The organism is Pseudomonas sp. 13B_2.1_Bac1, assembly GCF_025466155.1.
Classification (GTDB): domain Bacteria; phylum Pseudomonadota; class Gammaproteobacteria; order Pseudomonadales; family Pseudomonadaceae; genus Aquipseudomonas; species Aquipseudomonas aylmerensis.
Genome location: NZ_JANLOH010000008.1, coordinates 24,816 through 38,352, shown reverse-complemented (window position 1 = coordinate 38,352; position 13,537 = coordinate 24,816). Strand labels below are relative to the sequence as shown.

Annotated in this window: 14 protein-coding genes; 8 read left to right on the top strand and 6 right to left on the bottom strand. The window is 62.7% G+C overall.

The features are described from left to right. The first annotated feature begins 128 nt into the window (after positions 1–128). A complete protein-coding gene (locus tag NTD80_RS02180) occupies positions 129–479 on the top strand; it encodes a hypothetical protein (protein ID WP_262131970.1) in 351 nt (116 codons plus the stop codon). Between the two features lie 121 nt (positions 480–600). On the opposite strand, the gene NTD80_RS02175 is transcribed toward NTD80_RS02180, so the two are convergent. Beyond that, positions 601–1,161: a hypothetical protein gene (locus NTD80_RS02175; RefSeq protein ID WP_262131969.1), complete on the bottom strand. Its 561-nt coding sequence runs from the start codon at positions 1,159–1,161 to the stop codon at positions 601–603. A 247-nt stretch (positions 1,162–1,408) separates the two neighbouring features. Between NTD80_RS02175 and NTD80_RS02170 the strand changes: the two genes are divergently transcribed. After that, positions 1,409–2,125, top strand: a complete 717-nt coding sequence (locus NTD80_RS02170) for a hypothetical protein (RefSeq protein ID WP_262131967.1) — start codon at positions 1,409–1,411, stop codon at positions 2,123–2,125. A gap of 110 nt (positions 2,126–2,235) precedes the next feature. Next, positions 2,236–2,772: a hypothetical protein gene (locus NTD80_RS02165; RefSeq protein WP_262131966.1), complete on the top strand. Its 537-nt coding sequence runs from the start codon at positions 2,236–2,238 to the stop codon at positions 2,770–2,772. A 12-nt stretch (positions 2,773–2,784) separates the two neighbouring features. Here NTD80_RS02165 and NTD80_RS02160 read toward each other — a convergent pair whose 3' ends face one another. Next, positions 2,785–3,393: a LysE family translocator gene (locus NTD80_RS02160; protein WP_120449218.1), complete on the bottom strand. Its 609-nt coding sequence runs from the start codon at positions 3,391–3,393 to the stop codon at positions 2,785–2,787. Between the two features lie 111 nt (positions 3,394–3,504). Here NTD80_RS02160 and NTD80_RS02155 point away from each other — a divergent pair, with 111 nt between their 5' ends. Continuing rightward, complete coding sequence (locus NTD80_RS02155; protein WP_262131964.1) at positions 3,505–4,368, top strand: LysR family transcriptional regulator; 864 nt, start codon at positions 3,505–3,507, stop codon at positions 4,366–4,368. Positions 4,369–4,381: 13 nt separating this feature from the next. Here NTD80_RS02155 and NTD80_RS02150 read toward each other — a convergent pair whose 3' ends face one another. Continuing rightward, the gene (locus tag NTD80_RS02150) at positions 4,382–4,864 is read right to left on the bottom strand and encodes a GNAT family N-acetyltransferase (protein ID WP_262131963.1); all 483 of its coding nucleotides are present in this window, start codon (positions 4,862–4,864) and stop codon (positions 4,382–4,384) included. A gap of 94 nt (positions 4,865–4,958) precedes the next feature. Between NTD80_RS02150 and NTD80_RS02145 the strand changes: the two genes are divergently transcribed. From NTD80_RS02145 to solA, 3 genes are all read left to right on the top strand, one after another. Beyond that, positions 4,959–5,309: a hypothetical protein gene (locus NTD80_RS02145; protein ID WP_262131962.1), complete on the top strand. Its 351-nt coding sequence runs from the start codon at positions 4,959–4,961 to the stop codon at positions 5,307–5,309. Positions 5,310–5,406: 97 nt separating this feature from the next. Next, complete coding sequence (locus tag NTD80_RS02140; protein WP_262131961.1) at positions 5,407–6,666, top strand: hypothetical protein; 1,260 nt, start codon at positions 5,407–5,409, stop codon at positions 6,664–6,666. A gap of 181 nt (positions 6,667–6,847) precedes the next feature. Continuing rightward, entirely contained in the window at positions 6,848–8,032 is a 1,185-nt protein-coding gene (gene solA / locus NTD80_RS02135; RefSeq protein ID WP_262131960.1) for an N-methyl-L-tryptophan oxidase, read from the top strand. Between the two features lie 41 nt (positions 8,033–8,073). Here the strand turns inward: solA and NTD80_RS02130 are convergent, their stop codons facing one another. Further along, the gene (locus NTD80_RS02130) at positions 8,074–8,700 is read right to left on the bottom strand and encodes a glutathione S-transferase family protein (protein ID WP_065904430.1); all 627 of its coding nucleotides are present in this window, start codon (positions 8,698–8,700) and stop codon (positions 8,074–8,076) included. Between the two features lie 141 nt (positions 8,701–8,841). Between NTD80_RS02130 and NTD80_RS02125 the strand changes: the two genes are divergently transcribed. Then, entirely contained in the window at positions 8,842–9,468 is a 627-nt protein-coding gene (locus NTD80_RS02125) for a LysE family translocator (RefSeq protein WP_262131958.1), read from the top strand. A gap of 10 nt (positions 9,469–9,478) precedes the next feature. On the opposite strand, the gene NTD80_RS02120 is transcribed toward NTD80_RS02125, so the two are convergent. Both NTD80_RS02120 and NTD80_RS02115 read right to left on the bottom strand, forming a co-directional pair. Beyond that, positions 9,479–11,218 (bottom strand): OPT family oligopeptide transporter, encoded by a 1,740-nt coding sequence (locus NTD80_RS02120; RefSeq protein ID WP_262131956.1) that lies wholly within the window; start codon positions 11,216–11,218, stop codon positions 9,479–9,481. Between the two features lie 202 nt (positions 11,219–11,420). Then, entirely contained in the window at positions 11,421–13,478 is a 2,058-nt protein-coding gene (locus tag NTD80_RS02115; RefSeq protein ID WP_262131955.1) for a methyl-accepting chemotaxis protein, read from the bottom strand. Positions 13,479–13,537: the final 59 nt, after the last annotated feature.

Here is a 13,537-nt window from a genome sequence, read left to right as displayed (position 1 = left end):
TTGCTACCCTTCACGACAAGCCGCTTTGTGTCTAAAGCAGCCCGTCCCGACGGCGAATATCTGTCTAAACGCTTTTTCGGCTACTCTACCCTCTGGCCTCTGGGCGCCATCCAGCTTCGGGATATTGCATGGAAACTGTCGACACAAACCGCCTGAAGATCTGGCAGGCACTTTCAGAGTTTTTCCTCGATACAGAGATCACCGACACGACGTTTGACTATGTCGCTCGCGTAGTCGTGGAAACAGGCTATTCGCCCCAGGAAATTCACAGCATCCTATGGGGTGAAGTTTTCCCGGCACTTGAAGCAAACCTCAAATCCATTGCAGGTGAATGGGCGGGCTGGACAGATGAGTGGCTGTTAGAGCATTTGTCGGTGTGTGAGGTCTCTACGAAAAAACACGGTGACAGCAGCATTATCAAAGAAATCAGAAGATGCTGGGAGCAAGTGGCAACCCGCCTTCCGCCGGGATATGCCTGACCTGACCTCATCAATGCCCCTGGTGGCTAGCCGGACGTATCGGCCAGAAGCTACCGATCAACAGAGATAAATTTCGAACGCCCCAACGCTTGGTATGAGCCCCTCTCGTAGCCGCAGCCGCTCAAGGCGTCGCACATTGACCTGTCCGGAGGAAATCTTTAAGCGCCGCCTGATAGAGCGACAATGGCTGATTGTCCGTATTGAAGAGTGCAAACGGAATCATGGTGAGATGTGAAAACGACGTGGAGTTGATCGAGTAGGTTTTCTGCCTGCAAAAGCGCTGATCCTTGTTCAATATAAAATCAAACTTGAAAAGGTTTGTCCGCGTACACCAACTGGGGATCAAGCCCAGGCTCAGGCCCGTCAAGTACTCTTGTCCGCACGCGCCGCCAGATGAAAACTCCGAGATCTTTATTTCCAATGCCGGCAGGCTCGGGGCGGCAAGGCTGGAGCTCGTATCCTGTGCCTCGGGAATAACCTTGAGTGTCGCTGCGTAGGCGTCCTTGCCGAAGCGACTGGCTTTCCATGGGGAGTTTATTGCGTAACTGAAGCTGGGGATGATTTCTTTTGTTTCGGGTGCAGCGGGTTCGTTGATTGTCGGCTGGGACGAATAAGATGTGCAGCCGGAACAGAGTATCGCAATGCTGACAAACACAAACCCATGGGCTATTAAGCGACGCATACTCAGTTTTCCCTAACTATCAATTAGCCGACATTCCTGTCGCTTAATGCCGTATGGCATCTTATCTACACCCCGGATTGCTGAATCAGAATAACAGGACGAACTGTAAGCGCGACACATCGGCAGGGGGAAAAGGCAGCCGCCCGGCTTTCTTTGCCCAATCCAATGCGAGCCCGCGAACTTTGAAGGCAAACGCCTGCCCAAACCCCGTCATCACCAAGGTTGCGCCACTAACAGGGAGAAAATAATGAAGCAGGACGCCAGCAAGCGCTCATCAATTCATACCGGCTTGGGCACTGTCATCGCACGCCTGGGGCTGTTGCTCATCGTGCCGTTGGCTGTCGGGGGCTGCACCTTCAAGAAAACCGATGTCCAGGACCCGGCCGAGATGGCCAAGTACGACCCCGCCAGTACGGCGCGCATCCGTCTGATCAGCGGGCAAGGGGCCTACGCAGGTTTTGTCTCCGGCCAAAGCTGCGAGCAGTATTTCAACGACACTTATGTAAAAGCGCTGGCGGCCCGCGAACGGCCGCAAGGATGGAATCCTTCGCGTATCGTGCCCAGCGGTCAGAGCAGCGATATCTTCGGCATGTGGCCTTCCGACTACCAGAACAATGTCATCGGCATGCCTCCCTCCCCGGTCAGCGCGAAGATCGATGAGACGCGCAGGTACTTCGATGAACATGTGGTCCCGGCCGGGCAGCCGCTGATCGCGTTTGTGGCGTTCGTCACGTCCGGGTCCAGTTGCTCTTCAGCGCCCGTGAGTTTTGTGCCACGCGCAGGCGCCGACTATGAAATCCGGCAGGCATTCCAGTCGCAAACATTCAAGACAAAGTGCCGCAATGAGGTGGTTGAGTTGAAAGCCGGCGAGGAAAAACCGGTGTCCTCCAATTACTGCATCCAGGACGCGTCGGGCGATTATCACACCCGCAACGTGACCCCTGTCAGCCAGGCCGGGCAATAAGCCGACCGGGCCTGGTACACAATGGCTGCTGTGTGTGCAGCCACTTTCGCGCTGGCCCTTTTGCGCTGAAAAAAGGGCGCTCTTGACCGTCAACCCGCAGGGAGCACCTCATGTACACATCGCCGCGCGCGCTTAACTCGCTTGTCGGAATCAGCCTGCTGGCATTGCTCAGCGGGTGTGGAGCGCTGACGGATGTCCGCTCCTTCTCCACTCCCTATTCATCGGCCACCAGCGGCGACACCGCCCGCGTGCGAGTGATCAGCGACGGCATGGTCCGCGCCGTGCCCAAGTCGGACTGCATCAACTTTCGCCTGCCTGGCGCGGGGGTGATGGTGGCGCAGCGCGACGGCTATGCTGATCGCAACGGTGAAAAGCTCGGCATGCAACCCACCGCCGTGCAGTTACCCTCCACCGTGGAGAGTGAACTGCTGGTGCCCGCCGGGCAGCCCATCGCGTTTCATTACATCGGCAATCGTTGCTACAACATGTTCACTTTTGTGCCTGTCGCTGGCGCGGACTACGAACTGCAGGCGGCCGGGCTTGGTAGCTGCGCGGTGATCCTCAAGAGAATGCAGGTGGGCACACGCTCGTTCAGCTTCGAACCGTTGGGCGACAGCAAGTTGTGCAAATGGGGCGACAACTTCTAAGGCCAACGACCTTCAGCTATGGGCCGGCAAGGCCAGTCCGAACAGCACAAAAAAACCGCCGCAGACTTTATTGAAGCGGCGCCCGGTTCGGGCCAGCCAAGGGCGCACTCGGTGCGCGGCGCTGGCGACCAGGTATTCCACCACGAACTCCACGACGGCGTAGGTCAGCGCGATGGCGGCTGTCTGCGCGATGATGCTGCGGTGCGGGTCGAGGAATGGCGGGATAAACGCGGTGAACAGCAGCAACGCCTTGGGGTTCGAGAGGGCCGAAACCAGCCCCTGGCGAAACAACGGCCAGCGGCGCAGGCTTGGCGTCGCAGTGGTCTCGAGGCTCACCGGCGGCGACCGCCACAGGCCAAATCCCAGCCAGATCAGATACAGCCCGCCGACCACCTTCAAGGCCGTGAACCAGGTGGCCGAGGCCTTGATCAGTGCGCCCAGGCCGAGCGCGCACAGCGTCAGCACCAGGGCAAAGCCGAGCACGCCACCGCTGATGGTGAACAACGTCCTGCGGCTGCCGTGAAGGGCGCCATGGGTCAGCACCAGTAATGCATTGGGTCCTGGCACCACGGCAATGCCGCAGCAGGTCACCAGGTACAGCAGCCACGTGTCGAATGGCATGATCAGATCCTGCAAATAGGGGGCAAGCGCCTATCTTGCGAGTGAACAATCACCCTGAAAAGCGCATTATTCACGTCGCAGCCATTCGATTAACGAATACAGGTAAGCGCAATGCCGTCCAGCGATCTGCAGATTGATTGGCTCAAATGTTTCGTCGCCGTGGTGGACGCGGGGTCGCTCTCTGGCGCCGCGCAGGAGGTTAACCGGTCGCAGTCCGCCGTCAGCATGCAGATGAAGAAACTCGAAGCCGCACTGGGGCGCCCGCTGTTGAACCGTGGCCCCCGGCACCTGCAACTCACCGAAGACGGCCAGACGCTGCTGGGTTACGCGCGCCGCATGCTTGCCCTGCACGCCGAGACCCAGGCGGCCTTCAACGGTGAGGCATTGACCGGGCGCATCCGCCTCGGCGTTGCAGAGGACTACGCCGCCAGTTACCTGACACCGGTGCTCAAGCGTTTTTCGCCGCGCTACGCAGGGGTCGAAATCGAACTCACCTGTGAACAGTCGACAACGCTGATCCCGCGTCTACGCAGCGGCGATCTTGACCTTGCGCTGGTGTCCCGCGACTCGTCCCACAGTGGCACCTTTCTGTTCAAGGAGCCGATGGTGTGGGTGGGCTCGCCGCAGTTCGAACTGTGGCGCCGAGACCCGCTGCCTATCGCGGTCTACGAAAGTGAAAGCCTGGCGCGGCGTTACGCGGTGAATTCATTGGCCCAGCAGGGGCGCCAATACAAGGTGGTCTACAACAGTTCCAGCCTCGCCGGCCAGGTGGCCGCCGTCGAGGGCGGCCTCGCGATTGCCGCGATCACCCAGTGCACCGTGCAGCCATCGCTGCAGGTGTTGAGCGCTGAGCATGGCCTGGGCACTATCGCGCCGATGGAAGTCTCGATTCTGCGCAGCCGCGCCTCGCGCGGGTCCAAGGCGGTGAATAGCCTGCACGCGTTCATCATCAGCGCATTAAGGGCGCCGGTGTAGTCGACGGCCCGCGCTACAGACGCATTCCCATCTCCAGCGCACGCCTCTCAAACCCCAACTCGGTGTACATACGCACGGCACGCTCATTGAACGACCACACCGATAGGCGCAAATCCTGCGCGTCATTGTCCAGCGCCCAGCTTTTAACCAGGCCCATAAGGTGGCGCCCAATACCTTGGCCCCAATACGCTTCGGCTACGCACACCGAGCCTACACGCGCGACAGTCTGCGGCTGCATCAGCGGCCCACTGCTGGCTGAGAGGCTGGCGGTAATAAAGGCCACGGCCTCAAGGCCCGCATGCGCGATGAAGACAACCTGGCCCGCCTTTTCGAACCGGCCAGACCAATGGGCAAGATCGCGCGAAAAATCCTCGGTGGGCGCCGCATAGATATCGGGCCGCGCAGCATGGTGCACGTCGCAGAGCACTTGCCCCAGTTCACACAGGCTCAGTGCGTCATCGAGCGTGGCAAGTCGATAGGTAACAGCGTCGTCCATGAGGGCACTTTACTTGAAATGGATTTGCACAATGCTGCCAGCCCATTAGTCTGGGACCTCCTCGTGAAAAACACATGACATCCCGGAGCCCCGCATGCCCTTGACCCCACGCGAAGCCACGCGCCTGGAACGCCGCCTCGCCGCCACCCTCACCGACGCCTGCGAAACCGCCAAAGCCGAAATCCCGGGCTTCGAGTGGCTGACCCACACTGTCGACTACGCCGCCTTCCCCCAAAGCCTGCGGGTGATCTGGGTGTTCGACACCCGCGCCAGCAAAGACCAGGCCCTCGCCGCCGGCACTGACCAGCGCCTGCGTGAGCTGACCGGCATTGCGCTGGCCGCTGCCGAAGCTGGCACGGTGCGCCTGGACCGCTGCGTACGCGTTGACAGCGAAGAAGAATGCCGCCTGCAGCACGGCGGTGACTGGCGTGTACGCCTGGGCTGAAAGGCGACACGCTCGACAATGCCTACATTTTGACTGCGCTGGCGCTCAATTTCTGGATAATGCCCACCTCCCCGCCTCGATACGGAAATCCCGCCCAATGAAGTTGCCTGCGTCCGCCCTCGTCCTCGCCTGCGCCCTATTGGCACCGTCCTTCGCCCACGCCGATGACGCCGCCCTGACCGACACGCTCAAGGCCTTCGCCCGTTGCGACGCGAGTTTCTTCAGCAGCTTGAACACCCATCGCGATGCCTGGCAGTCCTATGCGCCGCTCCAGCAGGAAAAGAACTACACCTGGATCGCGGTGAAAGATCGCACCAACCGCAACGCCAACGCCGTGCCGGTCAGCGCGCCGCCGATCGCCGGGTTGAAACTGCTGGCCTATAACGACGAGGTCGCCGACCTCGGCCCGCTGGGGCTCTACTATTACTGGGGCTTCATTGCGCAGGGCAATATCGATGAGGTGGCTCAGCGCCTGGCGCCGCTGCTGGACCAACCGAATTTCCTGTTCAAAGGCGAACACGAATACACGCGCAGCGAGCTCAAGGTCGGCAACAGCTGGCGCTCGATCAAGCCCCAGCCAGGCAAGGCGCCGGGCACGCGCAATGTCGAGCGCGTGCTGATCATCGAACCGGAAGGCAAGCAAGGCACGCAGTCGCGGATCAGTTGTTCGGTGCAGGGTGGGGTCAACGCGGCGCTGCTGGCGATGTTGCGACCGGACATCGCGCCGGTCGACTACCCGCGTACCCAGGTTGAAACCAGCCTCGGCGATGTCGAGGTGCCGGCTGCGGTGCTGCAACGCCTCGACTCGCCGTTGCTGCAACCCAAGTTCAAGACGCTGAGCTACACCTACCTGTCCAAGAAGGGCGACGGCAGCGAGGATTCACCGACGTCGGTGACGCTCAAGGCCGAGGGCGGCCTGTTGGTGAAGAACGAGGTCTACGGGCCGGTCTTCAACGTCGACCGCCTGATGCAGGCCGACCTGATCCAGCTGAAATCGAAGATGAACGGCGTGGGTGACGGGCGGGTCCTGCAAACCCGCACAGCCGAGCTGAAGCTGCCGACCAGCTGGACGCCGGGCCAGACGCTGACCGCTCACCTGAGCATGGTCAATGTGCCGGCCAAGCCCACCGACAAACCGAACGACACAACCTTGACCTGCAAGATCGGCGAGCGTTTCCCGGCGCGCCAGGTGTTTGCCACGCTGACCGGGGACGCCATCCGGCTCGCGTGCGACCAGGGCGACTACAAAACCTCGCGCGCCTTCATCGAGGACCTGGGCGTCGCATTGACGCTAGAATCGACGTCGAGTGAATTTCACTATGTGAATGAAATTACCGCGTTGGACGTAGTGCGCTGACCGGCAGTTTTATCGGTTGCCGGTGAGCGCTTCACCGGCAACGCAAAGCTCGCATCTCGCAAAAACGTTGCGCGGTTTCGCCCAAGCGCACATTGACCGACCTGAAACACCCCGCCCCCCATTGTGTTTTAGCCGCCATTGCCCTCAACTAAGCGCCCTCCCTCTCTAGCGAGTATCGACAGTGGAACGTTATGAATCGCTGGTCATCGGCCTGGGCGCCATGGGTGCCGCCACCGTGTACCAATTGGCCAAAGCCGGGGTAAAGGTCGCCGGCATCGACCGTCATCATCCGCCCCATACCTTCGGCTCCAGCCATGGCGACACCCGCATCACGCGGCTGTCGGTGGGTGAAGGCGCGCAGTACGTGCCCATCGTGCGCAACTCGCACCGTATCTGGCGTGAGCTTGAGGCCGCGTCGGGGGAGGCGTTGTTCGAACAATCCGGGTTGCTGGTACTGACCTCCCGCGATGATTTCGACCCCAGCGATGAATCGGACTTCACCTTGCGCACCATTGGCCTGGCGAACACCTACGGCATCGAACATGAAGTATTGGACGCGACGCAGATTCGCCAGCGCTTTGCGCAATTCGCCCACGTGGCGGACAGCGCCATCGGCTATTACGAACCGGGCGGCGGCTTTGTGCGGCCAGAGCGTTGCATCGAGGTGCAGCTCCGGTTGGCTGAACAGCACGGCGCCACGTTGTACAAGGGCGAGACCGTGACCGCTATCCGCGCGGACGATCACGGCGTCACCGTGACCACCGACCAGCGCACGCTGCAGGCCGACAAGCTGGTGGTGAGTGCGGGCAACTGGGCCGGCGGCCTGCTTGGCGCCCCATTTGATCAACTGCTCAAGGTGTATCGGCAACAGCTGTTCTGGTTCGAGCTTGAGCTGGGGGCCGACCTGGTGGGGAAATCACCGACCTACATCCTCACGCACGGCCAGGGCGAGGGCAATACCAACTACGGTTTCCCGGCATTGCCCGGCGAGGGCACTTTGAAGATTGCCACGGCGCAGTACCACACCGCGTCCACCCCCGAAACACTCGACCGTACGATCTCGGCCGCGGAGGAGCAGGCAATGTATGACCAGCAGGTACGAGGCCGTATTGCCGGGGTCACGTCCAAAGTCGTCAAGTCGGCGGTGTGTGCCTACACGGTGACGCCGGATCACCATTTCATCATCGACCAGCACCCCACGCTGCAGCACACCCTGGTGGTGTCGCCGTGCTCGGGGCACGGCTTCAAGCACTCGGCTGCACTGGGCGAGGCATTTGCGCAGTGGTGTATCCGCGGTTCGAGCGACCTGGACCTGTCGGCGTTTTCGCTGAAGCGGTTTGCAGGCCAGGCATTAGCGCCGCAGTAAAACGCTGGGGGCGAGGCGGATAGGCCTCGCCTGCGCTGAGTTTATTTGGCAAACGCGTACTCGCCGCCCTGCTCCACCGCCTTGCGGTACGCAGGTCGGGCCTGGAAGCGCTGCACCCAAGCCGCCAGGTTCGGGTAAGCCTGGAGCTTGCCCTGGGCCTTGGCGATTTCACCGATGAAGCTCATCTGGATATCCGCGCCGCTCAACTCATCCCCTACCAGGTAAGGCGAATCCGCCAGCACATCGTTCAAATAGCCCAGGTAGTTGGCCAGCTCCGACTCGATCCGTGGGTGCAACGGCGCGCCCGCCTCACCCAGGCGGCCGACGTAGAGGTTGAGCATCAACGGCAGCATCGCCGAGCCTTCGGCGAAGTGCAGCCATTGCACGTACTTGTCGTAGGTGGCCGTGGCAGGATCGGGCTGCAGGCGGCCTGCGCCGTGGCGGCGGATCAGATAGTCGATGATCGCGGCGGATTCGATCAGGACCAGCGCGCCGTCCTCGATCACCGGGGATTTGCCCAGCGGGTTGATGGCCTTGAGTTCCGGCGGCGCCAGGTTGGTTTTCGGGTCGCGCTGGTAGCGCTTGATCTCGTAAGGCAGGCCCAGTTCTTCGAGCAGCCACAGGATGCGCTGTGAACGCGAGTTGTTGAGGTGGTGGACCGTGATCATGGGAAGCTCCGCAGGACGAGAGTGAGGGGTGTCTAGAACAAGACTACGCTGTCGCCGTGGAGTGCCCTGAATCAAACAGTATTGCATTCATGCCAAACCTGAGGATAACTGAGGGCCTCGCCTTCAACTGGACAGCTCGCCATGTTTGAACTCACCGCGCTCATCACCTATATAGCCGTGGTCATCGGCCTGTTCCTGATCCCCGGTCCGGCCGTGTTGCTGGTGATCACCCGTACCGTCCAGGGCGGACGCAAGGCCGGTATCGCGACCGGGCTGGGGGTGGCCACGGGCGACTTGATCCACACGCTCGGCGCGGCCCTGGGTTTGTCGGCGATCCTGATGACCTCCGCCACCGCGTTCAATCTGGTGAAGTGGGCGGGTGCCTGTTATCTGGTCTACCTGGGGGTGCGCGCGTGCATGGCCAAGACCAGCACCTACGCACGCGCAGACCTGCCGCAGGTGACGCCGACGCAGGCGTTTTTCCAGGCGGTGGGTGCCGAGGTGCTGAACCCGAAAACCGCGATTTTCTTCCTGGCTTTCCTGCCGCAGTTCGTCCACCCGCAATCCGGCTCGTCCCTGCTCCAGTTCGTGGTGCTGGGCCTGATTTTCTCGGGACTCAGCGCGGTCTACACCAGCCTGATTTCACTCTCGATTCGCCCCTTGAGCCGCATGATCAAAGGCCTGGCCCGACTGCGTCGCTGGGAAGGCGAAATCATCGGCACGCTGTTCATGGGCCTGGGGCTGAAAATCGCCCTGCAACAGCGCTAGACAGGCGTGATCAGCCATTCACCATGGCCCACAACGACGCGCCGACGCCGGTGATACTCTCCCCCGCAATCAACCCCGCGGCGGCGGTAATGGCGAAGCGTTCGGTGAGGCTCGCCCAGCGGCAGCTCACCAGCCAGGTGAGGATGGCGCCGAGCGCCATCATCAGTGACACCGACGCCGGCAACACAAAGGCCAGGCCCAGGGCAGCAGCGCTGGGCAGGTAGCGCGCCCGCTGGGTAGACAGTGTGCTGTCGAGAATGCCCAGCAGTACGCCAACCAGGCCTGCGATGGCAATCGCCCAACGGATGCTGGAGGACAGTGACTCCAGGCCATGGGTCAGGGTTTGCGCCACGGCTTTCCAGGTGGCGACCGCCGGCGCCGGCCATTCTTCGGTCAGCAGCATGGCGTGCGGGTCCGGAATCAGTGCCAGGTAGGCGAACACCCCGACGATGCTGCCGATGAAGATCCCCAGGATCTGCGCGACCACCTGCTTGTGCGGCGTGGCGCCAATCGCCTTGCCCACCTTGAAGTCGTTCATCAGATCCGTGCATTGCCCGGCCGAGCCGCCGGCGGTGTTGGCGCTCATCAGGTTGATCGGCACCTGGCCGGGCGCGACGATGCCAAAGCTCAATTGAGACAGCTGCCCGATGGCGCCGATCGGCGGAATACCGGTGGCGCCCACCACCCGCGCGGCCACGGCGGCCAGGCAGATCGCCAAGGGAATCGTCAACAATGCCATCCACAGGTTGATGCCGAACAACACCGCCTGCAGGCACACGACCAATACGATCGACAACACGAACCCCGCAGCCGGCCCTGGCCGGGGCACGCTCCAGGTGCGCCCGCCCGCCGCCTGGGTGGCGGCGCGCAACGCCCACAAGCGAATCGCCAATGACGCCAAGGTGGAACACACCATCAGGCTCACGCCCGGCCACAGCAACCACTCCACCAACGCCGCGAACTGCGGGCCACTGCTGTCGGCCGGCAACGTCACCAGGTGCTGCGCCAAAAGCCAAGGGCCGAGGCCGCCCCACGCGAGCAAGGCCCCCAGCAACAGGGTCAGGCCCACACGAATACCGATGATGCCGCCAAACCCCACCAGCAGTAACGACGGGTCGGCGGTGAAGGTCAGGCGTTCCAGCGATGCGCTCGGCGCCCAGCGCGGGATCGCCCACCAAAACGTGTCCACCCACTTCACCAGCCCCGACAACAGCGCGGCGCCGAGCAGCACCTTCAAGCGTGTCGCGGCCTCGCGCCCGTGGTTGTAGATGTGCAAGAGGGTTTCGAGGGTGGCCATGCCTTCGGGGAATTTCAGTGCCTTGTCATTCAGCAACGAGGGCCGCAGGTACCAGGCGATCCAGATCCCCAGGAAGCTCACCGAGAACACCCAGGCGATCATCGGCAGCGCGTCCAGCTGGTTACCGGTCAGCAGCGTATAGGCCGGGATCGGCGCGACCAGCCCGCCGGAGATGATCGACGCCGCCGCCGAGGCGACGGTCTGGTTGATATTGCTCTCGTGCAGCGTCCACGGCAGTGGCTCGGCGGTGCGCCGGGCCAGGCCTTGCCAGATGGCATAACCGACCAGCAGGGCAATGATCGACATGTTGAACGACCAACCGATCTTCAACCCGGCGTACACATTGGAGGGCGTCAGCAGGATACCGAGCACGCTCCCGGTGATGACGGCGCGCAGGCTGAGTTCGCGTTCGACAGGGCCGCACGGGGGCAGCGTTGGCGAGGTTGCAGGCATGCGGATTCCTTTCGGCAAGGGAACAGGGCGACCTAACAAGTGAGCCCTGTATCCACCGAAGGTTCAGGTGGCGAACATAACCGGGGGCGGAAAACACCGCTGCTGTGCCGTGGGGCCGGGGTTACTCGCGAGCGGGGCGGGTCAGTGAGGGAGGCGGTGGCTGACCCGGCGCATTCGCGGGCAAGCCCGCTTCCACACAGGCTCAGGCCAGGCGAAACCGTGCGGTGTTGTCGCTCAAGGCCTGGCTGCCTTTGCTCAGGGTGTCCGCCGCGCGATTGACCGCGCGCGCACCGTCCAGCAAGCGCCCTGCCGCCTGGTCGACCTGCTGGATATTGCCGCTGACTTCATCCGCCGTCGCCGCTTGCTCCTCCACCGCCGTGGCGATCTGCGCCAGGGTGTCGGTGACGTTCTGCACTGCGCCGGCGATTTCGCCCAGGCGCGTGCCCAGCCCGGTGACCGACTCGGCATCGGTCAGCGCCTGTTCGCACGCGGCGCCCATCAGGTTGACCGCCTGGCTGACCGTGGCGCGCAGGCTGTCCACCGTGCCGGCGATCTGTGCGGTCGAGGCCTGGGTGCGTTGGGAGAGACTGCGCACTTCATCAGCCACCACGGCGAAGCCGCGCCCCTGCTCGCCGGCGCGCGCGGCCTCGATCGCCGCGTTGAGCGCCAGCAGGTTGGTCTGCTCGGCGATGCCCCGAATGGTGTCGACCACCGATTGAATCTGCTGGCCCTGCTGGCTGACTTGCTCCAGCGCATCGGCGGTGTCGGTGAGGCGCTGGTTGAGCTGCTGGATACTGGCCGTGGTGCGCTGGCTGTCGCGGCTGCTGTCTTCGGCGATGCGCCGCGTCTGCTGGGCACTGCCCGAGGCCTGTTCGCAACTCTTGGCGACGCCCATCGAGGTGGCGGCCAACTGGGTGGCCGCTGCGGCGATCTGGCTGATCTGCTGTTGCTGGTCCTCGACCTCGGTGAGGGTGCTGCCCGACTGCGTATTGAGGGTGAGCACCGCCGAACCGAGCTGCTGGGTTTCATGGTTGACCCCCAGCAGGCTGGTGCGCAACTGCACCACCGCGACGTTGAGCGCGGTGCTGATGGCGGCGAGTTCGTCGCGCCCTTCCACCGCCACTTCCACGCACAGGTTGCCGTCGCGTAGGGATTCGGCCAGCGTGGTGATGCCGCTGGCACTGCGGCGAATCGAAGCCTGCAGGCAGATGAACAGGTACAGCGCCGCCAACGCCAGCAGGCTGAAGGTCGCGGCCACCGGGACAAATTTTTGCAGCGAGCGGTCGCGGTAGTAACCGAGGCGCGCGTCCAGCGACGTCAGCGACTGGTTGCGCAGCGCGCCCAGGCCGTCGAGCATCGCGTCGACACTGCGCTCAAAGGCTGCGGTATCGAGCTTGATGGTGCCGCCGAACACGCCGTCGTCGAGGACTTTGAGCTCGTTGTCGAGCTGTTGCAGGCTGTTGTCGTATTGCGCCGTCCAGGGCTCCAGGCCCACGTATTGCTTGGCCTTGAGCGACGCCGCGGCCTTGACCAACTGGTCGCGCGCATCGCCGATACGACCGCGCAGATCGCGCATCTGCAAACGGCTTTGCAGGGTGAACTGCCCCGAAGCGATGGACGACTGGCCGACACTGGCCATGCGGCCGATGCGCTCGATCAGGTCGGGGCTGTGCTGGGTGGAAATCTGCATGAGCAAATAGGTTTCCAGCCACGGGTCGAGGATCAGGCCGGCGTCCAGGGTGATCTGCTCGCGCAGGGTTTGCATCGCGGTCAGGGCCGACGTAAAGCGGTCATATCCGTCCGGCCACCAGCCCACGGTGCGCAGCGATTGCGAGTCCATGCCCTTGACGCTGGCTTGCAGCGCCTCGAAGCGCGCCAGGGTGTCGGCGCTGGCGTTCTGGCTTTTCAGCGACTCGCCCAGGGCCTGCAGGCTTTGCAGGATCAGCGGGAAATTCGCATCGACCTTGTCCATCGCCGCCTTCGCCGCGGGGGTGGGGGCGTGCAGGATGTCCGCAGCCTTCCAGCGCGCCGCCAGGTTGCGCTGGGCGGTCAATTGGGCATCCAGCGCATCGAGGGCCAGCAGTTGCCGAACGCCGGACTGCTCACTGGAAATCACGGTTAACTTGTCGCGATAGTCCGCCCCAATCATCCACAGGCTGCCCGCCAGGGGCAGCATGAACAGGAAAAACAGGATCTGGAATTTGCGTGCAAAGCCGAAACGCCCGAGCAGGCGGATACCGGGTGACAAGAGGCTGTGCATGTCCGACTACTCCCCAAAAACAACCCACGCGTACAGCGGTGGGCGAAGCCTTGAAATGA